Consider the following 22,578-nt stretch of genomic DNA (forward strand, 5'->3'; position numbering starts at 1 on the left):
ATGGCCCGATATAAAGTAGGCGATATTGTAAATACACATGGAATAAAAGGGGAAGTTCGCGTGATTGCCACGACGGACTTTCCAGAGTCACGTTTTGTTAAAGGACAGGTATTGTTTATTGATACAACACCAGCTGTGAAAGTCGAAATAGCAACCGTTCGTAAGCATAAACAATTTATTCTATTGAGTTTTGTTGATTATCAAAATATTAATTTGATTGAAAAATTTAAGGGGACAAGCCTCTCAATTGATGGCGAAGACCTACAGGAACTTGCTGATGATGAATATTTTTACCATGAAATTGTCGGGCTTTCAGTCAAAGATAATGATAGTGGTCAGACGTTAGGAAAAGTAAAAGAGATTTTGCAACTACCGGCCAATGATGTTTGGGTGATTCAACGTGAAGATGATAAAGACTTATTACTACCCTTTATTGAACAAGTAGTGACTGAAATTGATTTAAATCAGGGTGTTGCCTATGTTAATGTATTGGAAGAGTGGCAAGTAGATGAGAATTGATGTATTAAGTATCTTTCCAAAAATGTTTGCTCCAATGCGCGAGTCAATTATGGGGAAAGTTATTGAACGTGGCCTGGTTGACTTTAATGTGATTGATTTTCGTGATTTTACAACGAACAAACATCACAACGTTGATGATGTTATCTATGGTGGTGGACAGGGAATGCTGTTAATGCCACAACCAATCTTTGATGCGATGGCACATGTTGAAGCCACCGCTGGCGATCGTGGGCGGGTGATTCTTTTGGATCCAGCTGGTCGAAAATTTGACCAACATGTGGCAGAAGAATTGGCCCAAGAATCGCATTTAACATTCATTGCTGGTCATTATGAAGGCTATGATGAACGTATTCGATCATTGGTGACAGATGAAATTTCGTTGGGAGATTTTGTCTTAACTGGTGGTGAATTAGGGGCAATGGTGGTGATTGATGCCACTGTTCGGCTACTGGACGAAGCATTAGGAGATAAGATGTCTGCTGTTGACGATTCATTTTCAACCGGACTACTGGAATATCCGCAATATACGCGTCCAGCTGAATTTCGGGGCATGAAAGTGCCAGACGTTTTATTGAGCGGGCATCATGCTCATATAAAATCATGGCGGTTAAAGGAATCATTACGTCGCACATATGAACGCCGACCTGATTTATTGGAGAATTATCAATTATCAGCTGAAGAACAGAAACTTTTGAATGAAATTAAGGCAGAAAGTCAACTAAATGAATAGTAAGAAAAAGGGTGATTTCAAATCGCCCTTTTTTCAATAGTGCTGAGTATTCAATTGTGTGTGTATTTTGAAATAACATTCGTTATTTGATACTAATTGCTAATTTTTTTTGGAATCAACCTCAAAACATTCAGTGATACAACGGCAATTGAGAATAAGTTATTATATTTCCTTTTTATAATACTAATTATTTTGATATTAAATCAAGTCAAAATTCAACTCACATGTTATTAAGAATCCTAGAAATTATTTTGTACTAATTGAGATCGAAAGCGTAAATAAATCGGATTTTGAGATTAAAAAAGGCGTAATGATTTTCAACTTTGTTAATGTCATTGATTATTTTTTAAAGTGACCAGAAAAAGGAATTTGAATTATAAATTCTGTTTATAATCATCAGGTAGATATGAATATGCGGTATAAGTCGATGAGCACGAATTATCATTCAACTACGTATCAATTTCGCGTTATTAATAAGGTTACAACTATTCTTATAGCTGTTTTGAGCTATAATGGTAAATATAATGTTTACGTTAATGGTCAAGTCAGTAAAGCCAATAATCAATTGTCAGTTTAAAGTTTTGATATTCAAGACAGATGCCGTTGTTGTGTTAATAGATGAAAATCGAATGATTATTGTGGTAGATGACCTTAAAGTTGTAAAAATTGGAAATATCATTTTGATTACCACGATTTTTTAATCTATTGATGTTACTAGTATTAGTGTTTTCATAAATAAGGTAGGCAGAGGCAGTGAAATTATCAATTATTATTCCAGTATTAAATGAGCAAGAATCAATCCCATTATTTTACTCAGCTGTGACTCAAATTCAAAGCGAACAACTATCCGATATTGAATTTGAATATTGGTTCATTGATGATGGGTCTACAGATGACACAATTTTGGCAATTAAGTCATTACAGTCAACAGATAGTGACGTACATTATGTTTCATTTTCAAGAAATTTTGGTAAGGAAGCAGCACTATTCTGTGGACTTCAATACGCGACTGGAGACTATGTGGCAGTTATGGATGTTGATTTACAAGATCCACCTGCGTTGTTACCAGACATGTTGGCGGGTGTTATATCTGGAGAATGGGATGTTGTCGGGACTCGGCGAAAAACTAGAAATGGTGAGCCGAAGATTCGAGCTTGGTTTAGTGAATTGTTTTATAAAATAGTTAATCATACATCAGATAATCATATAGTCGAGGGCGCAAGAGATTATCGTGTCATGACGCGCCAAGTTGTTAACGCTATTTTGTCAATGAATGAATACAATCGTTTTTCTAAGGGAATATTTACATGGGTTGGCTTCAAACAAAAGTACATTGCTTATGAAAATAAGGCACGTGTTGCTGGAAAGACTTCGTGGCAATTTTTGAATCTCTTTAAATACTCCATTGATGGTATCGTTGCATTTTCTCAAACCCCTTTGGTCATTGTTTCGATTTTGGGACTAGTTACTTTTTTGTTATCAGTGATTGGTGCTATATTCGTCTTTATCAGGGCAATAGTGGTGCCTAATACATCAGCATTTGGTTGGCCATCCATGGTGGTTATCATGCTTGGTCTTGGTGGCGTTCAATTATTAAGTTTGGGGATTGTGGGACAGTACATTTCAAAAATCTATCTAGAGGTGAAAAAACGACCGTTGTATCTTATAAAAGACAGCGAATGATATATTTACCAGTAATTAAAATTAAGAAATGTACTGAATAATTATCTAAAGACTTGAGCTAGACTAATTCTGGTTCAAGCTTTTTTACAGATTGTGAAGTTTGAAACACGTTATATATACGTATAAATACGATTCGTGTTATAATCATGCCATAATTATATGTATAAATCTCAAAAGGGAGAATGAATGATGGCTCGGGTATTAGATGAAAAAGAATGCACACGATTACAGAAAAAAGACATTCAGGCAAAACTATTGGATGGTGATTGGTATCAGTATGCAAAAGAACCGACATTACAAGCAACCGTTAAGGCTAGTGCGCAAGCAATTCAAAAGATAAATGTGTTAGCTAATCAAGATTTTGATTTAGCAACGACTGCATTGCAGACGTTAGTGCCTGATTTATCTGAATCAGCCGAGGTATATTTTCCAGTTCGAACGATTGAGTATCCGAAACGTTTGAAAATTGGGGCACACACGTTTATTAATGCTGGGTTACAAATATTGAGTGCAGGCCAAGTAACGATTGGCGCACATTGCTTCATTGGGCCTAATTGTGCGTTGTATACACCGAATCATCATCCGTTTGATAAGTTACTTCGGCGTGACGGTTGGCAGTATGACGCACCGATCACAATTGGTGATGATTGTTGGTTTGGGGGAGCAGTTATTATTTTGCCGGGCGTGACATTGGGAAATAATGTGGTTGTTGGCGCTGGAAGTGTCGTCACGAAAAGTTTTGGTGATAATGTCATGATTGCAGGAAATCCAGCTCGTCAGATCAAAACCTTACCAGCGTAATTTTGAATCAGAAAGACTTATTTTAGGTTAGGTAAAGTTTGCTTTGTTAAAGTATATTACATTGTTGAAATGTAACCTGACAAATAAGGATTTGAGGCGGAGAGAGTGATATGCAGGCATCACGGTTAAGCAAACATCGGAAAAGACACATTAATCGTTGGATTATTCGTGTCACTGTGACAATTGTGCTCATAGTTGGTGGTGCTTTTTGGCTGAAGACGCATGAGGTAGACGCGCAACCCAATTTACAATATTTCACATTAGATGGGAATAAGGTGAAAATTCAAGTAATTCAAGGATCACGTTATTTGATTAATGTTAAAACCAAGCAAAAAATATATGGGTTGCAAACCTTAAATAAGAAACAATATTATTTTGATCCAAAAACTGGCAAGATGCAATTTGGGTTACAGTCGATTGATGGTTATTATTATTATTTCAAAAAAAACGGGGTTGAAGATGAACAATTGGCCTATCAGAAGGTAAGTGCACAACTTGTCTCACAAAATAGCACGATTGAATCTGTGATAAAAAAAGGTAGCCAACTAATCGGCAAGAGTGAGTACCATTATGGTGGCGGGCGCACTTCTGATTCCATTGCAAAAAATGAATTTGATTGTTCATCCTTTGTCGCATGGTTTTATCGAAAAGCGGGACAGCCTTTGGTTTATCAGTATGCTGCCTCAACATCGTTATTGGCACAAACTGGTGAGGGCGTGACATGGAACGAGAAACAACGCGGTGATTTATTAGTTACACCCGATGAATATGATGTTGATCGACAACATGTCGCAATATATTTAGGTGGTGGCTTTATTTTACACGATGCTAATGCAACAAACGGGGTCGCTATCAGTCGTTTGAACGATGTCATTAATCTTAAAACTTCGACGACACTCACTTGGGCAGGATTATTTGAACCGGGAACGGTTCGTCGAGAAATTAACGAATAGCAATAAAAGCTCGTGACAAAACTGGAACGAGCTTTTATTGGTTGGTTTGATATAATGGACGTTAATTGATCGTGTGTCATCACCAGGTGGGACAACGGTAGCAGGATTATTTGCATTAGAAGATGAGCGATTTATTTCAACTATGATTAAAGGTATTGATGCGACGATTAAAAAAGATTATGATCTAATGGCTAAAGATTAATCAAGTTTGAATTTTTTGACGTCCAATGTGTAAACGTTTACATATTGGACGTTTTTAAATATAATCAATAGTATTCAAAACGAATGAGGGGTAAAGTACATTGATTAATGATATTAAATTGATTGCAACGGATTTAGATGGCACTTTTTTTGATGATGAGCGTCATGTTAATTTCGATAAATTTGATTGGGTATTAGAACAACTGGCTAATCAACAGCAACGCTTTGTTATCGCGACTGGCAATGACAAACCAAAAGTTGATGCGTTCTTTTCAAGATTTAAAGGCCGCTTCGATTATGTTGTGAATAATGGGGCTCAAGTTGTGACGCAGAACCAAACGCAAATTGGATTAGCAGCATTAAAGCAAGCCCAATTAACGCAACTGACAAATTTTTTGAAACAACAACAATTTCAATGGGAACAGGGCTTAATATTTAATGGATTAAGTCAGACCTATATGTTGGAAGATGATCGAGATATTGGACACTTACAAGCTGAGACGGCATGGTATTACCCGAATTTAACTTATATTGCAGCACTTGAAAACATTCCTGCAACGGAACAGATTATTAAAGTGACTTTTAGTTTGATGACAAAGCAAGTGCCTGAGTTGATTGAAAAAATCAATCAGGAATTTGGGGATGACTTACATGTGACGACTTCTGGTCATGGCTCAATTGATATTATGTTAGGCGGAGCGAACAAAGCAAATGGCTTACAATTGTTGTTAAATCATTACGCATTGAATGCAAGCCAGTTAATGGTATTCGGCGATGGATTAAATGATTTAGAAATGATGCAACTAGCTGAGTTTCCTCATGCAATGCCGAATGGAGATGCTTATTTGTTAGAACGCTTTCCAAAAGCAAGCGCTTCGAATAACGATGATGGTGTGTTGGATACAATTATTAATAAATTGGAATTGAAGTAAAAGTCTGTAAAAGCTAGATACCTTGTGTCACGTTCATGCCGACTACTTAAGAAACATGAAAAGGAATTATACTGTATATTTAAATGTGGAAGAAATAAGTACACAATTATATAGTCATTATTCGTATTTTTCGTGGGATGATCATCCTAAAGAAAATTTTTTTAACAAAGATAGAAGGACGTGACATGAAATTTTTAGTTAATATGTTCAATCGGTATCAAAGCCAAATTTTATATTTAGTTTTTGGGGTTGCAACGACAGTCGTCAACATTATTGTTTATGGCGTTTTACATGCGATGAACACACCATATCAAGTATCCTATTGGGTCGCATGGTTTTGGGCAGTCTTTTTTGCTTACCTGACTAATCGAGTGTGGGTTTTTCACTCAAAAGTAGTAGGGTTCCAAAATTTAGTGAAAGAGATTATTCAATTTTATATTGCGCGAGTGGTGACCGGTATTATCGGATGGGCGATTATGTTCTTTGGTGTTAGCCTATTACACCAAAATGACTTTGTCTGGAATATTATTCAAAATGTTTTTGTGATTGTTAGCAATTATTTTTTGAGTAAATTCATCATTTTTCGTGCAAAGGAACGGATTGAACATGATAGTAGTTCAGATTAATTATTGATATTATGTGTGTTCTGTAATGATTTATAATGTAATGCCTTGGTAATTATAGTATAATTATTAAGGCATTTTTTGTTTGCATAAACTATTGGGAACGTTAGAAGCACAATTGTAGACAAAAAACAGAATATAATATATCAGAGATTTGTCTGATCATTTTGGGGAGTATTGAATGAAATTTAATTATAAACTAAGTATTTGCTTAGCTTTTTTTGTTGTGCTGAGTAGTTTTTTAGTTGCACCAATGAACATTGTTGCGAATAGTGGAAAATCTGGGCAAGTACAGCAGCAAACAAAATTAACAACAAATACTGCTGGATTAACAGACTACTTGGCCCAGACTGAGTCTTTAACAAGCACGGGTGCACAATCTGCGGTTGACGTCAGTGACCGGATTTCAGACATTTCGTTGACACAAAGTCTGGTAAGTGATGGGCAAAAAACAACCGTTCGTGTAAGGTTTAGCGATAGAATTGGGAAAATTAACGGTCACGATACGATGACAATTTCTTGGCCAAATGTGGGTAATATCTACGGTCAGGGTTATCTAAAAACAATGGACTTAACAGTAGATGGTCGTATCTTAGGGCAAGTCAATGTGACAGATAATCAGGCGACAGTGACTTTTAATGATGAGATCAATGGCTTGGATAATGTCACTGGCTGGATTGAATTTGATATTCGTGGCAGAAATGTTACAAACACTTGTGATAAAAATACTGGTATTTTTACCATTAAGGGTGGTAATCAAGTGAGCCAAGTCACTGTTGATAAGCCTGCTTCTGGCACCTCTGGTCCATTTTATTTTAAATCTGGTGATATGCAACCCGATGATACGAAACATGTTCGTTGGTTTTTAAATGTTAATAATCAAAAGCATTATGTCAGTGATCAAGTTTATCTAGTTGACCAAATTCAACCGGGGCAAACGTTGAAAAAGGATAGTTTTGATATTCAAATCACAGGGGCCAGAACAGCTCATTTCGTGGGTAAAGACGCATTAACGAAGTTCCGGACTGCATATCCAGGTGCTGGTATTTCAATTGACGAGCAAGCGCAAAAAATTGTGGTTGTTCTTCCGGCATCTTTGGTCATGTGCAGCACTTTTAACATTATGTATCTAACAGATATTGATTACTTTGACCAACCAGAATTTAAGAATAATAGTCAAATCTGGTATCGGGAATATAATCAACCTGCAGTTAGCGGACGTGAATCGAATTGTATCGTTAAAAATGCAAATGTAGATGGTGATATCGAAGGCAAAAAGAGAATTGCAATCAATGGTGTTAAAAGTTGGGCGGATAATGATAATGCTGTAGGCTTGCGACCAGAAAATGTTACATTCAATTTGTATCAAGATAATCGACAAATTGCCACAACGACTACTAGTCAAAGTGAAAACTGGCAATATCATTTTAATAATCTCAAAAAATATAATGATAACAACATTGAATATCATTATACGGTTGTCGAGGAACCAGTTGAACACTATCGTTCGGTTAAAAATGGCAACGATTTTCAAAATATATTAATGGGTCAAACATCAATCTCAGGCACAAAAACTTGGCGCGACAATGATGATGAGAATGGCTTACGGCCCCAATCGGTTTTGATTGATTTATATCGAAATGGGAAAAAAGTTGATACCAAGTCAATTGGTCAGATTGATAATTGGCAATATCGTTTTAATAATTTAGATCAATATGATATGAACGGGCACATTTATCAGTATCGGGTACAAGAAGAACCAGTACCACATTATCGGACAACACAGTTAGGGAATGATTTTATTAATACATTGATGATTGATTCATTGAGAGAAAAAGACGTTGATCCAATCCAACCAGAAGCATCTTGCGATTCAACCACTGGCATATCACCATTAATCAATGACTTGCAACAAACAAACTACCAAGGTAATGAATTGCCTAGAACGGGTATTCAATCAGGGCGGTTCATGTCTATCGTATTGCTTGGTTCATGTATCATTTATGGTATGTTGATTATGAAACAAAGGCGCTGACCTTATGAAAAAGGTATTTCAAATCGATCAATAGGTCGATAAACTTCGGCTAATATGTGGCATTGTAGTTATGTCAGATATTAATGAAAAGTCTTGAATAAAAAATCGATAAAAAGAGCACGCCCGTAGTAAACGGGCGTGCTCTTTTATTAAGAATTAACTCAACAATCGGATGATGGCTAATGAGATAATGCCAACGATAACTACGATTAACAGGCTTTTTGAAATAATAGCACTGATAACTGTTGGCAGTGAAGCTAACATATTTTCCAAATTTGGTTCTGGCACGTGGCCTAAATGTTGGGTAAATAGGTTTTCAAACCACAAGACAGACATAATTACTAAAGGTACGAAACTTAGAAATTCTAATACTTGTGGCGAGAGTGATAATCGTTTTAATAGTAAGAATGGCAGGACGCGTGAAGTACCAGTTGCGATACCGCATCCAACGATGGTCAGCAAAATAAAATTAAAAGAAGGCATGCTTAATGGTTACTCCTATTCCGCAACCCACTAGGGTCACGATTAAAATCAATAAGTTACTAGGAATGAAAATGAGACCGATAAAAGTTAGGATAAAGACAACGGCAATCACAATTAACTGTAAGTTGAAATGAATTGATTTGTCACTGATGAGTTGTAAATATAAGAGACCAATAAACATAGCAATGAGTGCGAAATCTAGACCAAGTTGCTGTGGATTAGTAACTAAAGTACCGAGTAAAGCGCCACCTAATGTTGCAAGGGCCCAAACGATGTAAGCCATGATGTTTGCAGTATTGAGCCAGGCAAAACTTAATTTGTTATCGGTATAGTTCAGTTTGTTCATCCCTAAAGCAAAACTTTCATCGGTTAGCAATAGACCGAGAATAAAGTTTCTGTGTGTGGATTCCATTTTAAAATAGGGTGCAATTGTCAACCCCATCAATATAAAACGTGAATTAACCAGAAAAACGGCAAAAATGATGCTTAATATGGGACTATTTACTGCCAACATACTGACTAAAATAAACTGGGCAGAGCCAGCATACGTAATTAATGAGGATAATAAGACTAGAAATGGTGATAGTCCGGCTGCTTTACCAACAATACCAAAGGCAATCCCAATGCCGATGTAACCAAAAACTGTTGGTAAAGTATCAAAGAATGCTGTTTTGGCATCTAGTTTATGATTCATAATATAAAATACCTACTAAATAATGAAAGAATGATAAGTGGCCCGGTTGGGGCCGCATAGAACAACGATAGACATCAAGTATGTTTCTAGAATGTAATGCTACGGATATCACATTGTTTTGTCAATTTAAATTCATATGAAATTTTAAAACAATAAAAAAACCTCGTTTTATATGTGAATATATTCGATTATGACATTGATAAAGGCGTATAATAAAATATGTGAAAGCGTTTGCATTTTGTAGCTGATTTTCACCAACGTCGAAAGGGGATCGATATGTATTATAGTAATGGTAATTTTGAAGCCTTTGCACATCCACGTGCACCAAGAAATATTGGGGATAAATCTGCGTACATTGTGGGTTCTGGTTTAGCTGGTCTCGCTGCAGCGGTATTTTTAATTCGAGATGGTCATATGGCTGGTGAAAAAATTCATATTTTTGAAGAATTGCCACTAGCTGGTGGATCATTGGATGGCGTTAATCGACCAGATGCAGGATTTGTCACCCGTGGTGGTAGAGAAATGGAGAATCATTTTGAATGTTTATGGGATTTGTACCGTTCAATTCCGTCAATTGAAATACCAGGAGCCAGTTATCTTGATGAGTTCTATTGGTTAGATAAAGATGACCCCAACAGTTCAAATTGTCGTTTAATTTATCAACGTGGTAACCGTTTACCCAACGACGGCGAATATGGCTTGGATAAACAATCGAGTGAGATTATCAAATTGATCATGACACCGGAGTCTGCACTAGGGGCACAAACGATTGAAAATTACTTTTCTGATCAATTCTTTACGAGTAACTTCTGGCTTTACTGGTCAACCATGTTCGCATTTGAAAAATGGCATTCAGCTGCAGAAATGCGGCGCTATGCAATGCGTTTTATTCATCATATTGATGGGCTACCAAATTTTTCGGCACTGAAGTTCAATAAGTATAATCAATATGAATCAATGGTTAAACCACTTATTAAATATCTCGTTGACCATCAAGTTGATTTTCAATATGCAACAACAGTGACTAATGTCGAAGTTAAAATACAAGCTGGACATAAACAAGCCAAACGCATCTTACTTGACGTTTCTGGGGAGTCGCAAGCCATTGAGCTATCAGGCAACGATCTGGTATTTGTGACAAACGGATCCATTACAGAGAGTTCAACTTACGGTGATCACGATACACCAGCACCAGCGACAAACGAGTTAGGTGGTAGTTGGCAATTGTGGAAGAATTTGGCTGCACAATCGAATGAATTCGGCCATCCAGAAGTCTTTTATGACAATCTACCGGAGAAGAGTTGGTTTGTCTCAGCGACTGCAACCATTAAGAATCCTGAAGTTGATGCGTATTTTGAACGCTTAACAAAGCGCGATTTGCATGATCATAAGGTGAATACTGGTGGAATTATTACCGTGACCGATTCAAATTGGCTACTGAGCTTCGCCATTCATCGTCAGCCTCATTTTAAAGCACAATCAGATCAAGATATTACGGTTTGGATTTATGGGCTGTATTCAGATACACCTGGAAACTATGTCAAAAAAGCAATTGTTGATTGCACAGGTGAGGAAATCACACAGGAATTGTTGTATCATCTTGGTGTACCAGAAGCAAAAATCAAAGCACTGTCTGAGCAAAAATCGATAAATACGGTGCCTGTCTACATGCCATTTATTACGAGTTACTTTATGCCTCGAGTTGCTGGTGATCGACCAGCAGTTGTGCCTGAAGGATCAACTAATTTAGCATTTATCGGTAACTTTGCGGAATCGCCATCACGGGACACAGTCTTCACAACTGAATATTCTGTGCGAACAGCAATGGAGGCGGTCTATACTTTGTTAGATGTTGAACGAGGTGTACCAGAAGTATTTAATTCGATTTATGATATTCGTGAATTATTGCGATCAGTTTATTATTTAAACGATCAAAAACCATTAAATGAAATTGATTTACCGATTCCAAAATTAATTCAAAAAATTGGTACCAAGAAAATCAAAGGGACTTGGATTGAGGAACTTCTAAAAGAAGCGAGTCTGATGTAAACAGTGTAATAACATGAGTAGTTTTGTGATATCACGGGAAGGTTATTCTAACTTTCAACGTGCTACCACATGACTGCTTTTTTTGATATATATCGAATTGCATTATGAGATACATAATTGAAAACCGAATTAGAATTAAAAAGTGCTATTGAGAGTTAATCTTGGTAAATCCTAATTTAACAACTGATAAAACGTTTTACTAAAGTTTTACTAAATTTGTTTATTTTAATGTTTTTAAAACGTTTTAACAGCTATTTAAACGGTGCTTAAAGCATGAATATAAGTTATAAATGATAAAATTTTATATATTCTAATATTTATAAATATGTATAGAAAAAAATTTACATTGATTGACTAATAATTGCGCGAAGTTAGTGGCGATGCGATCTGAGAGCTATGATTGAAAATAGCAGAATGTCAACGTTTAGAGATTATTGTTAATAAAATCACATATAGAAGCAATACGCTGTTAATTGATACAAAATCATTTTTGTGAGTTTAAAACGAGAGAAATGAGAATTCGATAATAAAACGTCGAATATGTGCAGCAACTGCACGTGTAACAAGCATGAAAAGGCTTTCTTAATTTGCATGTAAACAATTTACAAATAAAAATTGACATCATATACTGATAAAGTTCGTTTTTTAAAGCATCATTTTATTTAACGGTTAGTGAAAAAATTAATTTATTTGTAAAGGAAAATATTATGGCACACATCATTACTGTTCTAGGGTCAACAAATATCGATAAGGTTGTTAGCGTTCCTCGCTTTGCAACTAGTGGTGAAACATTGCATACACCAAACCACATGGTTGATGCAATGGGTGGAAAAGGTTTGAATCAAGGAGTTGCAGTTGCACGCTCTGGGGTTCAAACAAATATGATCACCAAAGTTGGTATGGAATTTGACATGGCCAAGAATATGAACGTAGAGCATTTGAACACTGAGTATGTTTTACGTTCAAAGACGGAAGAGACAGGCCAAGCCTACATCACTGTTTCAGCAGAGACAGGCGACAATATTATTCATATTTACGGTGGGGCAAACGCTGACATGACAACTGCTGATGTACAAGCAAGTGCAGCCGCCATTATTGAATCTGAATTTGTGATTGCACAATTGGAAACACCTGTTGAAACAGTCATTGAAGCGTTTAAGATTGCTCGTGAGAACGGGGTTAAAACGATTTTGAATCCTGCGCCAATGCCTGAGCATGGTGGATTGCCTGCCGAATTATTAGCAGTGACTGATATTATTGCGCCAAATGAGCACGAAACATTCCTCTTGACTGGAATTGAAGTGAGCGATGAGGCATCAATGTTGGCAAATGCGGCGTACTATTTTGAACGTGGTATCCAAACCGTGATTATCACAATTGGATCACATGGTGCATTCTACATGCACAAGTCAGGTGACCATGGCGTTGTGCCAGCATTCAAAGTCAATGCTGTTGATACAACAGCTGCGGGTGATACATTTATTGGTGCAACAGCAACACGTTTGCACGCTAATTTGGATAACTTGGCTGAAGCAATGCGCTATGGTGCAGCTGCTTCATCATTGACGGTATCACGTGCGGGTGCACAACCAAGTATTCCAACTGAAGACGAAGTATTAGCAGTACTTGCTGCACATTAAGGAGATTGAGATGCGTAAGACAAACTTATTAAACACAAAATTATCAGCTGCTATTTCACAGATCGGACATACACAATGGTTGACGATCGGTGACTCAGGACTTCCTGTTCGTGATGATGGTCGTAAAATCGATTTGTCTGTTATTCGTGGGTTGCCATTGTTTATTGATGTATTGGCAGCCACTTTATCTGAGATGAAGGTACAAAAAGTTTATCTCGCTGAAGAAATTAAAACTGAAAATCCAGAGCAATTAAAGGCGATTGAAGCATTGTTAGATGCTGATGTTGAAATTGCATGGGTTCATCACGATGATTTGAAAGCTATGAGCCGCGATGATAATAATATTGCAACAGTTCGTACAGGTGAAATTACACCATTTTCAAATATTGTTTTAGAATCTAACGTTGACTTTGTTGGCGAAGCCATTAAGTAGAAATAGTAGGGGAATAAATAGATGAATACAGTTGGGTTACTTTTTGCCGGCTTGGCAATGATTGGTTGGAGTGCGTATCCAACATTAGTTTCAAAATTTGGTGGTAAACCTGTTCAGGGGTTAATGGGCGCAACATTTGGTACATTGATTGTGTCAATTGTTTTGGTACTGGTTCAACATCTTGCAGTGCCAACTGGGGCTAACTTCTGGTTGTCTGTTGCATCAGGTGCCGCATGGGCCTTTGGAAACCTTTTGACGATTGTTGCTTTTGGTATGAAAGACCATGATGGAAATCCATTGGGATCAGCTAAGGCAATGCCTATCTCAACTGCTTTCCAAATTACGGCTAACGTCCTTTGGGGTGTTATTATGCTTAACAACTGGGCATCAGTTAGCTCAAAAGTATATGGTGCCTTAGCAGTTATCGTAATTTTGATTGGGGCGTACTTAACGACTTATCAAGAAAAGAAAACTGCCGGAAACAAAGAGTTAATTATTAAAGCCGTTGGCGTTTTGTTGATTGCCCAAATCGGATACTCTTTGTATGGTATTTTGCCACAATATACACATGGGACTGATGGGTTGCATATGTTCTTCCCACAAGCAATTGGAATGGCTGGATTTGGTTTGATCCTTGGATTGGTTGAATTAGCTAAGAATCATAATAATATTTTTGCTCAAAAAGTGACGTATAAGCAAATCTTTTCTGGTTTCTTCTTTGCAATGGCAGCACTTGGTTACTTGGTGTCAGCACAAAAGGATATGCTCGGATTAGCAACTGGCTTTGTTTTGTCACAAGTGTCAATCGTCGGAGCTACCGTTTCTGGTATCATCGTTATGAAGACGCCAAAAACCAAGAAAGAATGGTTTGTGATTTCAATTGGATTGGTTGCAATTTTAGTTGCCGCATCAGTAACAGCGTTCCTATAAAAGCATTAATAATGTAGTAAAAAAGGTCAAACTTTGTTTGACCTTTTTTTGTATCCCAATCAAGTTGTTAATGATTTTCAAGGGAAAAGACATCACGGGCAATCATCAATTCTTCATTTGTTGGAATGAGAAGACCAGTCACTGTTGAATTAGAAGCAGTGATGATACGTTCTTTACCGCGTACGTTGTTAGCTTCTGGATCAAGGTGAACACCCGCATATGACATGGCTTCAAGTACTTTTGCTCGCGTAACTGGGTCGTTTTCACCAATACCAGCTGTAAAAATGATGGCATCAACACGACCTAATGTCGCAAAATATTGTCCGACATATCGAATGACCCGGTCATAGAAAATGTCTAAGGCCAATTTTGCATGTGGGTTGGTTGTTTGTACATCCTCTAAATCACGCATATCACTCGATAAAGTTGAAATACCTAACATACCAGATTTTGAATTGAGTAGGTGCAACATTTCATCATTGGTTAGGTTTTCATGTTTTTGAATGTAATAAAGTAATGAAGGATCAACATCCCCAGCGCGTGTCGCCATGGTCAAACCTGCCAGTGGCGTGAAGCCCATGGACGTATCATATGATTGACCATTTTTAATGGCAGTAATTGATGCGCCAGCACCGAGATGACAAGAAATGGCATTAAACTTTTCGAGCGGTATTCCTAATTTTTCAGCAGCGCGTTCAGTGACATAACGATGTGACGTACCGTGTGCCCCATAGCGCCTAGCACCATATCGCGTGTAGAATTCATAAGGTAAACTATACAAGAAATTTTTTTCAGGCATCGTCTGATGAAATGAGGTATCAAAGACAGCTACCGACAATGCATCTGGTAACAAGTGATGAAAAGCCCTAATCCCCATTGCGTTCGCAGGATTATGTAATGGCGCATAGGCGGCCAGACGGTCGATTTTTTCTAAGACGTCTTCCGTGATAATCACTGAATGATTAAACCATTCACCACCTGCAACGACGCGATGACCAACGCCAGAAATTTCATTGACTTCACGGATGATACCTAAAGCAGTTAATTTATCGAGCATCAATTCAATTGCAGCATGTTGATCTTTTATAAGTAATGTTTGTTCAAACTTTTGCTCGCCATTTTTTGTTGTAGTGAGTGAGCCGTCTTTTAAACGGTCCTGATCGACTGGTTCTATGTCTAGGCTAAATTGAATCGATAGTTTAGCATCCATCATACCAATTCTTTCAATGATCCCTTTTGAGAGTACTTGTTCGTTGGGCATATTTAATAATTGGAATTTTAAAGATGAACTACCAGCATTAACGGCCATTATTTTTGTCATATCATTTCCCCTTCATTTGTAAGCATGGATGTCTGATTATTGTAGCATGATATTATCAATTATGAAAACGGTTACATTACATTTGGCAATTCATTCTTTAGCTAAGAAGGACGTAAGAAATCCAGCAAGCATATTCAATATCTAATTTGATACACTGTAATAATGTCAATCTATATTTTAAATGAATACATAATCATTACATTATCGAGAGCTAGACAATAAACACTTACAAAAAACCAGTCAGATATTTACATACAATTTCTATAATGAAGTAGTTAACGAGTGATAGCATCGATGACTATATTGGGGAAGGTATGAAATGACGATTGAATTACGAAGTTTAAAAAAGATTTACGCCAATGGTGAGGAAGTGCTGACTGAAATTAGTGCAACCATTGAAACTGGCCAATTTTACATTTTAGTTGGGGCATCAGGATCCGGGAAAAGCACGATTTTAAATGCAATTGCTGGTTTTATTCCGATTAATTCTGGAAAAGTTTTGATTAATGGGCACGATATGACTAATAAAAAACCAGCAGATCGTCATTTGGCAATGGTTTTTCAAAACTATGCATTAATTCCGAATTTGACGGTAGCTGAAAATATCGTGTTCGGATTATCTGCTAGACACGTACCGAAAAATATTCAACAGGAAAAATTACGGTCTGCACTAACCTTGGTTGGTTTGGTTGAACAACAAGCAAAATATCCACGTTTCTTGTCAGGTGGTCAGAGGCAACGCGTTTCTTTAGCCCGCGCTTTGGTCTCAGATGCTGACATTATTTTGATGGATGAACCGTTATCGAATTTGGATGCAAAATTACGTGCTGAAATGCGAAAAGAAATTCGAGCAATTCAGCAAAAATTAGGGCTAACAGTGGTTTATGTGACACATGATCAAACTGAAGCAATGACGATGGGTGATCAAATTATGCTACTCAATAACGGAAAAATTGAACAAATTGGGCGACCATTAGACTTGTATAATGCGCCAGCGACAACATTCGTTGCTGACTTTTTTGGTAATCCAGCGATTAATTTATTACGTGTCCGTTTGGCGCATCAAACCTTATGTTTAGACAATGGCTATCCGCTGTGTCAACTATCAGTGGTTGATGATCAAACCGAGCAAGTGACAATTTTGGGGATTCGACCAGAGAATATCCAAGTAACGCTTGAAACAGTAACAAATGGTGGTGGTCTGAGCGGTACGGTCGAGCAAATCGAGCCCCTCGGTGATGGTACAAATTTGGTGGTTGTGTTGGATTCAAAAGAACGATTAAGAATTAAAGTCCATCAGCAGTTAGGGTTAGCAGTATCTGACTCAGTCATGATTCGTTTGAATTTAAACAACATGTTGTTTTTTGATCAAAATGGCACACGTATGTTGTTACCTAATCTGGTTGAAAGCGTGGGGTAATTGATGAAATCGAGCATTCGCGGTCATTATCTTGCATGGTTACTTTTAGCACCCACGATTGCGATTATGGTTGCTTTTATGGGTTATCCAATGTTAAAAACCATTTTTTTAAGTTCTCAATTAACTGATTTAGCTGGTAATCCAATTAAATTTGTTGGTTTCGAAAACTTCATTCATTTACTGAAGGCAGATAGTTTTCAAACATCGTTAATGGTGACTTTAATATTCGTCTGTTTTACGACTATTTTAACGATTGTCATCGCGTATGGCCTGGCGTTATTAACAAAAGATAAATTTTTGGGGATTGATATCTTTCGAACGTTGATTTCGTCAACAATGGGCGTTTCTGTCACCGTGGCTTCAATTCTGTGGCTATTTATTTTCAATCCACAAAGTGGCTTATTTAGTATTAGCTTGAAAACATTACATTTATCACCAATCAATTGGTTGTCCGATCCATTATGGTCATTAATTGCAATTATTGGGACAACAACTTGGATGAATCTCGGCTTTGCATATTTAATTTTATTAGGATCATTGCAGTCGATTCCGGATGATTTATATCGTGTAGCCAATCTACACGGGGCCTCATGGTGGTTGACGCTACGGAAAATCACGTTGCCAGCGACGAAACCCACCGTCTTCTTTGTTAGTGTTGTTACTTTAATCAACGCTTTTCAAACTTTTGGGCAAGTCGATATCTTGACGGCTGGTGGACCTGATTTCCATACGAATTTGATGGTGTATGCCATTTATCAAGACGCATTTGTGAATCATAATGTCGGTCGAGCAAGCGCGCAGTCAATTGTCTTGACATTCATCATTATGATCGTGACGCTCATTCAATTTTGGTGGCGTCAAAAACGGCAAGGACGAAGTAAATGAAAAAAAACAAACTGAAACGATTTTTGCAAATAACGCTCATCAGTATCGGGACTGGCATTGTTTTAATGCCATTAATTCTTGGCGGATTATTAAGTTTTACACCTAGTCAGTTGATTATGCAGGGACATTTACTGTCAACGCATTTTACATTAGTAAACTATCGTCAGGTATTTATTGAGACACCTATGCTGCAATTTTTATGGCATAGCTTAGTTATTTCAACATTGGTAATGCTCGGGCAAATGCTTTGTGCTATTTCGGCTGCGTATGCTTTTGTATTTTTAAAATTCCGTTTTAAACGCCTCATCTTTGGCATCTGCTTAAGTACAATGATGTTACCGTTTGAGGCACAGATTATTCCAAACTTTAACACGATGCGCGATTTGGATTTATTAAATAGTTATGCCGCAATGGGATTACCATTTATGGCGTCTGCATTTGGAATTTTTATGATTAAAACGGGGTTTGAGCGCTTGCCAAATGAGTTGTATCAATTAAGTCAATTGGAAGGACTAACGCATCTTCAATTTATCAATAAAGTTGTACTGCCTTATTCGAAGGTGACGTTAGTAACTTTTGGGCTATATAGTTTTTTGTCAAATTGGAATATGTATTTATGGCCACTTGTCGCAACAACTAATGATAAAGTGCGGACTGTACAAATTGGACTACGCCAACTCAGGGCACAGGATACTGCTAGTAATTGGGGTTTGATTATGGCGGCAACGATGGTTGCTGTATCACCGACATTAATCATTATATTTTGTGGGCAACGTTATTTTAAATCAGGATTAACGAGTGGTGTCGTTAAATAATGGCTATCAATCGTTACAAATATTTAGGGGGATCTTATGATTAAGAAAATGAGTCAATATATTACATTAGCAACTGTTTTGGGAGCAACAGCTGCTTCAGTTGTGCCAATAGAAGCCGCCACCCACAAACGCCAAGAGATCGTCTTTTGGCATTCAATGACCGGACAGAACGAGAAAGCAATTCAACGTGTGGTTCATAACTTTAATAACAGTCAACAAAAATATCGCGTGGTGTCAGAATTTCAAGGCCAGTATGTTGAAGCTCTGCCTAAGTTTTTATCGGTCGGTGGGACAAAGAAAGCACCTGACCTTTTTCAATCAAATGAAATTTCAACGAAACAGTTAGCAACATCAGGTATGATCGAGCCCATGCAAACGTTGATTAATAAGTATCATTTTCAAACAAAAGGACTTCAAAAGAATATTTTGAATTATTATACGGTTGATCATAAACTCTATTCAATGCCATTCAATTCTAGTGCACCGGTTCTTTATTATAATAAGGACGCCTTTAAGGCGGCTGGCATTGATAATTTGCCAGAAAATCCGACTTTTGAACAAGTAACGGCAGCTGCCAAGCAACTAAAAGCAAAGTCTGGTCAGGCTCGCTTATCAATTTTGCCGTATGGGTGGCTATTTGAAGAATTACTAGCAAATCAGAACCAAAACTTGGTCAATCATGGTAATGGTCGCAAAATAACAGCGACTAAAGCAACTTTTAATAACCAAGCGGGTGAAAATATCTTAAACTGGGTAAAAACCAACGCAGATAACAAAGCATTGGTCGACTATGGGACAGGTGCAAATGCCGGTGATAGTGAATTGTCTGGTTTTACGTCGGGTCAAATTGATATGTTCATGAATTCATCAGCTTCGCTTGGAAGCATAAAAAAGGATGCTAAATTCAATGTCGGGGTCACCTATTTACCACATCCACAAAGTCAAAAATCAAATGGGGTCGTAATTGGTGGGGCTAGCATCTGGCAAGCTAAAGGTAAGTCATTTAAGGCTCAAAAAGGGTCTATGGCATTCTTAGAATTTGCTACCTCAGCTAAAACCCAGGCACAATGGTCAGTTGATACAGGTTACTTTGCTGTGAATAAGAAGGCATATCAAGAACCAATTTTAAAGGATGCCTTTAAAACAAGTCCGATGTTGGCTGCACCACTAAATCAATTGCAAGCAACTAAATTAAACATAGCGAGCTCGGGTGCATTAATTACCTCAATGAGCAAAGAACGGATTAATGTACAAAACGCGATGGAAAATGTTACCAATGGCAAATCAGTTAAGGACGAGTTAAAGAAAGCAAATTCGCAAACGACCCGTGACATTAAAACGGCGAATGAACAGACAGGAGATCAATAGCGATGATAACGACCATTTTCGGGCATCGTGGTATACCAGCTAAGTTCATTGAAAACTCACTCACTGGTTTTGAATATGTGGCTAACTTCGGTGAGGGCGTTGAATTTGATGTTCAGCTAACAAAGGATTTGATTCCGGTAGTGATGCATGATGAACGTATTGATCGAACAACTAATGGACGAGGCTTTATAAAAAATCTATCATTGACTGAATTACGACAATTTCATTTAGTCAATGATCCAAATTGGCAGCATCAACAAATGAGCCACTTTGAAACCATTCCAACCTTAGCTGAGGTACTTGCCATTTTTAAAAATACAACAACGGTTATTAATATTGAGTTGAAAACGGATCGTTTTGCGTACCCAGGGATTGAAGCACAAGTTTTGGAAATACTAACAGCGTTTGATTTAACTCAGCGGACAACAATATCATCATTTAATCTTGCGACGTTACAACGTGTGAAATTATTAAGTCCAATACAGCGAACGGCGTATTTAAGCGAGCAAGAAATTCAGAATCCTGATTTTTTCATACAAAAATACCAACTCGATGCATTACATTTAAAGTGGCAGGCAATGTATTTTGGTTCACAGTTTAAACAGCGTTTATGGACGGTTAATTCGGCAGACACAATGAAAAAAATAATGGGCAAAAAAGTCGCTGGAATTTTTACAGATGATTTTGAATTGGCAGCACAATTTAGAAAGCAAATATAAGGTCATATTTGGCAGTTGACGCATCACATTTGTGGTGCGCTTTTTACAATAAAAAATACAAAAGCCATAATAAAATATTTGACAACGCTTACATTGTGATATAATTAATTATGTTAGAAACGTTGATTTGCACGTGTTTGGGTGGGGCCAAACATCAAAACGTGCACGACATAACAATCATTTTTGAAAGGGGGATTTCAATGATGACTGAACGTGAAGGGATGCATATTGATGATTCTCATTGAGAAACTATTAAGTATTGAGTGAACACATAAAAAGGGATTTATTTTTTGGGGGAGAGAATGAAATTTACGCAGAATACGAAACAAATTGTTGTAGGATCATTGATGGTCAGTATGATGAGTGGTATGATGTTAAATTCCCAGGGGGAGATATTAGCAAGTAGTCAAATTCATCAGAACAACGAGGTCAAAAATACAACGCGCGATACGGTTAAAGTTGGTAAAGCCGAGGTAACCTTTATCGATGACACAACGGGGGCATTGTTGTATGTCGAAACAGTGATTGGACCAGTTGGCAATCAGTGCGATTATCTTGCTGTTTATCCCATAAATGCATATATGGCACAAGGTTATCGTTTGGTATCAAATGATTTTCCTGATGATGGAATTGTGTATACCGAAAAAACCCAGCAATACACTGTTCATCTTGAGCATGCAGTGACTGTTATCGATCCGGAACATCCTCAAGTCCCAGGCGAACCAATTAATCCAGAATATCCTGAAGGAGTTAAGTGGCCAGAGGGGGTTGATGAACAGGGACTGACCGATACAGTGAAGGAGACGATTCATTATCTATATGATGATGGCAGCATTGCAGCTCCAAATCAAGTTAATGAAATCAAATTCACCCACCAAATGACGATTGATAATGTCACTGGTGCGATTGTCCAAGATCAGGGTTGGCAAGGTCAGCCACAGGATTCATTTGGTGCAGTACAATCACCTGATATTCCGGGGTATACACCAGATTACACGCAGATTGATACTATTCAACATGTCAAGCATGATAGTGAAGACATTGATAAAACCATTATTTACTCAAAGCCTGTCGATAATAATCACCAGACGGATACAAAACCTACTGTGTCTGAGAAGGAACAGGTTGTTCAATTCAAACATGCAGGCGAACAAGAAACATCAAATCCTGTGGCTTTACCACAAACAGGTCAAGATAATCATTGGCAAACCAGCATTTATTTATTATTGAGTTTAGTGATGAGCTTGGCCATTGTTTGGATAATGCCATGGTTGAAAAAATCAAAATGACACCATCTTTGTATGATATTAAACCAGAAGCGTCTAAGGACGCTTTTTTTCTGTC

General features: G+C 37.4%; 22 protein-coding genes and 1 pseudogene. 20 read left to right on the top strand and 3 right to left on the bottom strand.

Annotated features, from left to right (window positions below):
* The 10 genes and pseudogenes from rimM (at window position 1) to H9L19_RS07680 (ending at window position 8,477) form a co-directional block, all read left to right on the top strand.
* Window positions 1-519 carry a ribosome maturation factor RimM gene (rimM, locus tag H9L19_RS07635; RefSeq protein ID WP_187529060.1) on the top strand — a complete coding sequence of 173 codons (519 nt, stop codon included), beginning with the start codon at window positions 1-3 and terminating at the stop codon, window positions 517-519.
* Window positions 509-1,249 carry a tRNA (guanosine(37)-N1)-methyltransferase TrmD gene (gene trmD / locus H9L19_RS07640; protein ID WP_187529061.1) on the top strand — a complete coding sequence of 247 codons (741 nt, stop codon included), beginning with the start codon at window positions 509-511 and terminating at the stop codon, window positions 1,247-1,249. The genes rimM and trmD overlap by 11 nt, the downstream gene beginning before the upstream one ends.
* A 427-nt stretch (window positions 1,250-1,676) precedes the next feature.
* A complete protein-coding gene (locus H9L19_RS07645; protein ID WP_187529062.1) occupies window positions 1,677-1,826 on the top strand; it encodes a hypothetical protein in 150 nt (49 codons plus the stop codon).
* Window positions 1,827-2,002: 176 nt separating this feature from the next.
* The gene (locus tag H9L19_RS07650) at window positions 2,003-2,932 is read left to right on the top strand and encodes a glycosyltransferase family 2 protein (protein ID WP_187529063.1); all 930 of its coding nucleotides are present in this window, start codon (window positions 2,003-2,005) and stop codon (window positions 2,930-2,932) included.
* Between the two features lie 189 nt (window positions 2,933-3,121).
* Window positions 3,122-3,733, top strand: coding sequence for a sugar O-acetyltransferase (locus H9L19_RS07655; RefSeq protein WP_187529966.1), 612 nt, complete (start codon window positions 3,122-3,124; stop codon window positions 3,731-3,733).
* Between the two features lie 110 nt (window positions 3,734-3,843).
* Window positions 3,844-4,686 (top strand): C40 family peptidase, encoded by an 843-nt coding sequence (locus H9L19_RS07660; RefSeq protein WP_187529064.1) that lies wholly within the window; start codon window positions 3,844-3,846, stop codon window positions 4,684-4,686.
* 55 nt (window positions 4,687-4,741) lie between these two features.
* A pseudogene (locus tag H9L19_RS07665) lies at window positions 4,742-4,888 on the top strand (pyrroline-5-carboxylate reductase dimerization domain-containing protein); the annotation flags it as partial.
* A gap of 100 nt (window positions 4,889-4,988) precedes the next feature.
* Window positions 4,989-5,819, top strand: a complete 831-nt coding sequence (locus tag H9L19_RS07670; protein WP_187529065.1) for a Cof-type HAD-IIB family hydrolase — start codon at window positions 4,989-4,991, stop codon at window positions 5,817-5,819.
* A gap of 185 nt (window positions 5,820-6,004) precedes the next feature.
* The gene (locus tag H9L19_RS07675) at window positions 6,005-6,445 is read left to right on the top strand and encodes a GtrA family protein (protein ID WP_187529066.1); all 441 of its coding nucleotides are present in this window, start codon (window positions 6,005-6,007) and stop codon (window positions 6,443-6,445) included.
* Window positions 6,446-6,623: 178 nt separating this feature from the next.
* Complete coding sequence (locus H9L19_RS07680) at window positions 6,624-8,477, top strand: Cna B-type domain-containing protein (RefSeq protein WP_187529067.1); 1,854 nt, start codon at window positions 6,624-6,626, stop codon at window positions 8,475-8,477.
* Window positions 8,478-8,633: 156 nt separating this feature from the next.
* Here the strand turns inward: H9L19_RS07680 and H9L19_RS07685 are convergent, their stop codons facing one another.
* Both H9L19_RS07685 and H9L19_RS07690 read right to left on the bottom strand, forming a co-directional pair.
* Window positions 8,634-8,960, bottom strand: coding sequence for an AzlD domain-containing protein (locus tag H9L19_RS07685; RefSeq protein ID WP_187529068.1), 327 nt, complete (start codon window positions 8,958-8,960; stop codon window positions 8,634-8,636).
* The gene (locus tag H9L19_RS07690; RefSeq protein WP_187529069.1) at window positions 8,947-9,654 is read right to left on the bottom strand and encodes an AzlC family ABC transporter permease; all 708 of its coding nucleotides are present in this window, start codon (window positions 9,652-9,654) and stop codon (window positions 8,947-8,949) included. Before H9L19_RS07690 ends, H9L19_RS07685 begins: the two co-directional genes overlap by 14 nt.
* A gap of 276 nt (window positions 9,655-9,930) precedes the next feature.
* On the opposite strand from H9L19_RS07690, the gene H9L19_RS07695 reads away from it, so the two are divergent.
* From H9L19_RS07695 to H9L19_RS07710, 4 genes are all read left to right on the top strand, one after another.
* Window positions 9,931-11,703, top strand: coding sequence for an oleate hydratase (locus H9L19_RS07695; RefSeq protein WP_187529070.1), 1,773 nt, complete (start codon window positions 9,931-9,933; stop codon window positions 11,701-11,703).
* Window positions 11,704-12,410: 707 nt separating this feature from the next.
* Complete coding sequence (gene rbsK, locus H9L19_RS07700) at window positions 12,411-13,343, top strand: ribokinase (RefSeq protein ID WP_187529071.1); 933 nt, start codon at window positions 12,411-12,413, stop codon at window positions 13,341-13,343.
* 10 nt (window positions 13,344-13,353) lie between these two features.
* Window positions 13,354-13,776, top strand: a complete 423-nt coding sequence (rbsD, locus tag H9L19_RS07705; RefSeq protein ID WP_187529072.1) for a D-ribose pyranase — start codon at window positions 13,354-13,356, stop codon at window positions 13,774-13,776.
* Window positions 13,777-13,797: 21 nt separating this feature from the next.
* Window positions 13,798-14,706 carry a GRP family sugar transporter gene (locus tag H9L19_RS07710; protein WP_187529073.1) on the top strand — a complete coding sequence of 303 codons (909 nt, stop codon included), beginning with the start codon at window positions 13,798-13,800 and terminating at the stop codon, window positions 14,704-14,706.
* 67 nt (window positions 14,707-14,773) lie between these two features.
* On the opposite strand, the gene H9L19_RS07715 is transcribed toward H9L19_RS07710, so the two are convergent.
* A complete protein-coding gene (locus tag H9L19_RS07715) occupies window positions 14,774-16,027 on the bottom strand; it encodes an acetate/propionate family kinase (protein ID WP_187529074.1) in 1,254 nt (417 codons plus the stop codon).
* 319 nt (window positions 16,028-16,346) lie between these two features.
* On the opposite strand from H9L19_RS07715, the gene H9L19_RS07720 reads away from it, so the two are divergent.
* The 6 genes from H9L19_RS07720 (at window position 16,347) to H9L19_RS07745 (ending at window position 22,523) form a co-directional block, all read left to right on the top strand.
* Entirely contained in the window at window positions 16,347-17,447 is a 1,101-nt protein-coding gene (locus H9L19_RS07720; protein ID WP_187529075.1) for an ABC transporter ATP-binding protein, read from the top strand.
* Between the two features lie 3 nt (window positions 17,448-17,450).
* Entirely contained in the window at window positions 17,451-18,332 is an 882-nt protein-coding gene (locus H9L19_RS07725) for a carbohydrate ABC transporter permease (protein ID WP_187529076.1), read from the top strand.
* Window positions 18,329-19,147, top strand: coding sequence for a carbohydrate ABC transporter permease (locus H9L19_RS07730; RefSeq protein ID WP_187529077.1), 819 nt, complete (start codon window positions 18,329-18,331; stop codon window positions 19,145-19,147). The genes H9L19_RS07725 and H9L19_RS07730 overlap by 4 nt, the downstream gene beginning before the upstream one ends.
* A gap of 36 nt (window positions 19,148-19,183) precedes the next feature.
* The gene (locus H9L19_RS07735) at window positions 19,184-20,515 is read left to right on the top strand and encodes an ABC transporter substrate-binding protein (protein ID WP_187529078.1); all 1,332 of its coding nucleotides are present in this window, start codon (window positions 19,184-19,186) and stop codon (window positions 20,513-20,515) included.
* A 2-nt stretch (window positions 20,516-20,517) separates the two neighbouring features.
* Window positions 20,518-21,234 (top strand): glycerophosphodiester phosphodiesterase family protein, encoded by a 717-nt coding sequence (locus tag H9L19_RS07740; RefSeq protein ID WP_187529079.1) that lies wholly within the window; start codon window positions 20,518-20,520, stop codon window positions 21,232-21,234.
* Window positions 21,235-21,536: 302 nt separating this feature from the next.
* Window positions 21,537-22,523: a mucin-binding protein gene (locus H9L19_RS07745; protein WP_187529080.1), complete on the top strand. Its 987-nt coding sequence runs from the start codon at window positions 21,537-21,539 to the stop codon at window positions 22,521-22,523.
* The last annotated feature ends 55 nt before the right edge of the window (window positions 22,524-22,578 follow it).

It is taken from the genome of Weissella diestrammenae (assembly GCF_014397255.1).
Taxonomy (GTDB): domain Bacteria; phylum Bacillota; class Bacilli; order Lactobacillales; family Lactobacillaceae; genus Weissella; species Weissella diestrammenae.

What these genes read in the sequence shown, in the direction of transcription:
- rimM (WP_187529060.1), top strand. Translation starts at nt 1, where the DNA reads ATGGCCCGATATAAAGTAGGCGATATTGTAAATACACATGGAATAAAA.
- trmD (WP_187529061.1), top strand. Translation starts at nt 509, where the DNA reads ATGAGAATTGATGTATTAAGTATCTTTCCAAAAATGTTTGCTCCAATG.
- H9L19_RS07645 (WP_187529062.1), top strand. Translation starts at nt 1,677, where the DNA reads ATGAGCACGAATTATCATTCAACTACGTATCAATTTCGCGTTATTAAT.
- H9L19_RS07655 (WP_187529966.1), top strand. Translation starts at nt 3,122, where the DNA reads ATGGCTCGGGTATTAGATGAAAAAGAATGCACACGATTACAGAAAAAA.
- H9L19_RS07660 (WP_187529064.1), top strand. Translation starts at nt 3,844, where the DNA reads ATGCAGGCATCACGGTTAAGCAAACATCGGAAAAGACACATTAATCGT.
- H9L19_RS07675 (WP_187529066.1), top strand. Translation starts at nt 6,005, where the DNA reads ATGAAATTTTTAGTTAATATGTTCAATCGGTATCAAAGCCAAATTTTA.
- H9L19_RS07680 (WP_187529067.1), top strand. Translation starts at nt 6,624, where the DNA reads ATGAAATTTAATTATAAACTAAGTATTTGCTTAGCTTTTTTTGTTGTG.
- H9L19_RS07685 (WP_187529068.1), bottom strand. Translation starts at nt 8,960, where the DNA reads ATGCCTTCTTTTAATTTTATTTTGCTGACCATCGTTGGATGCGGTATC.
- H9L19_RS07690 (WP_187529069.1), bottom strand. Translation starts at nt 9,654, where the DNA reads ATGAATCATAAACTAGATGCCAAAACAGCATTCTTTGATACTTTACCA.
- H9L19_RS07695 (WP_187529070.1), top strand. Translation starts at nt 9,931, where the DNA reads ATGTATTATAGTAATGGTAATTTTGAAGCCTTTGCACATCCACGTGCA.
- rbsK (WP_187529071.1), top strand. Translation starts at nt 12,411, where the DNA reads ATGGCACACATCATTACTGTTCTAGGGTCAACAAATATCGATAAGGTT.
- rbsD (WP_187529072.1), top strand. Translation starts at nt 13,354, where the DNA reads ATGCGTAAGACAAACTTATTAAACACAAAATTATCAGCTGCTATTTCA.
- H9L19_RS07710 (WP_187529073.1), top strand. Translation starts at nt 13,798, where the DNA reads ATGAATACAGTTGGGTTACTTTTTGCCGGCTTGGCAATGATTGGTTGG.
- H9L19_RS07715 (WP_187529074.1), bottom strand. Translation starts at nt 16,027, where the DNA reads ATGACAAAAATAATGGCCGTTAATGCTGGTAGTTCATCTTTAAAATTC.
- H9L19_RS07720 (WP_187529075.1), top strand. Translation starts at nt 16,347, where the DNA reads ATGACGATTGAATTACGAAGTTTAAAAAAGATTTACGCCAATGGTGAG.
- H9L19_RS07725 (WP_187529076.1), top strand. Translation starts at nt 17,451, where the DNA reads ATGAAATCGAGCATTCGCGGTCATTATCTTGCATGGTTACTTTTAGCA.
- H9L19_RS07730 (WP_187529077.1), top strand. Translation starts at nt 18,329, where the DNA reads ATGAAAAAAAACAAACTGAAACGATTTTTGCAAATAACGCTCATCAGT.
- H9L19_RS07735 (WP_187529078.1), top strand. Translation starts at nt 19,184, where the DNA reads ATGATTAAGAAAATGAGTCAATATATTACATTAGCAACTGTTTTGGGA.
- H9L19_RS07740 (WP_187529079.1), top strand. Translation starts at nt 20,518, where the DNA reads ATGATAACGACCATTTTCGGGCATCGTGGTATACCAGCTAAGTTCATT.
- H9L19_RS07745 (WP_187529080.1), top strand. Translation starts at nt 21,537, where the DNA reads ATGAAATTTACGCAGAATACGAAACAAATTGTTGTAGGATCATTGATG.